Below are 433 nucleotides of genomic sequence, written 5' to 3'. Positions count from 1 at the left end.
AGGATTGCGGCGGATACAGTGTTTGATCCAATTGATTTCTTCATTGGTGTGACTATTTGGATGAGGGGTCAGAGGGCGATGGGATTTGTCTCTTAGAGATTCTTTGCTTCCATCGAATCGTTTATTCCAACGCATAAGAGAGGCTTTTGAGATTTTGTATCTCCGGCAGATAAAGGCGACAGAAGTACCGTTGCGATAGGTTTTGACAGCGTGATAGCGTGTATCCAAAGTATGTGGCAGGTAGCGGATGTTTTGTGGTATACTATTCATGAGAAGACTCCTTTTTTGATGGTTGTGTCAGAACTAATCATATCAAGGTTCCTTCTTTTTTGGTACTCAGGTCTCACATCTATTGTAACGCTACATAGGACTGAATCCCATGTCTTTGAAGTATTTGAAACGATCTCGCTAAGGCAGATTGGAAAAAAGTTTC

The 433-nt window shown here is 41.6% G+C and carries 1 protein-coding gene; it reads right to left on the bottom strand.

Annotation, left to right across the window (positions count from 1 at the left end; all coding sequences use genetic code 11):
• A partial coding sequence (locus STRDD04_RS10260) for a transposase (protein ID WP_156469095.1) occupies positions 1-270 on the bottom strand: 270 nt, incomplete at its 3' end.
• Between the last annotated feature and the right edge of the window lie 163 nt (positions 271-433).

Origin of the sequence: Streptococcus sp. DD04, from assembly GCF_001578725.1 — a bacterium.
Lineage (GTDB): Bacteria > Bacillota > Bacilli > Lactobacillales > Streptococcaceae > Streptococcus > Streptococcus sinensis.
The sequence above is the reverse complement of the archived record's forward strand: the minus strand, read 5'-3'. Positions and strand labels throughout refer to the sequence as shown.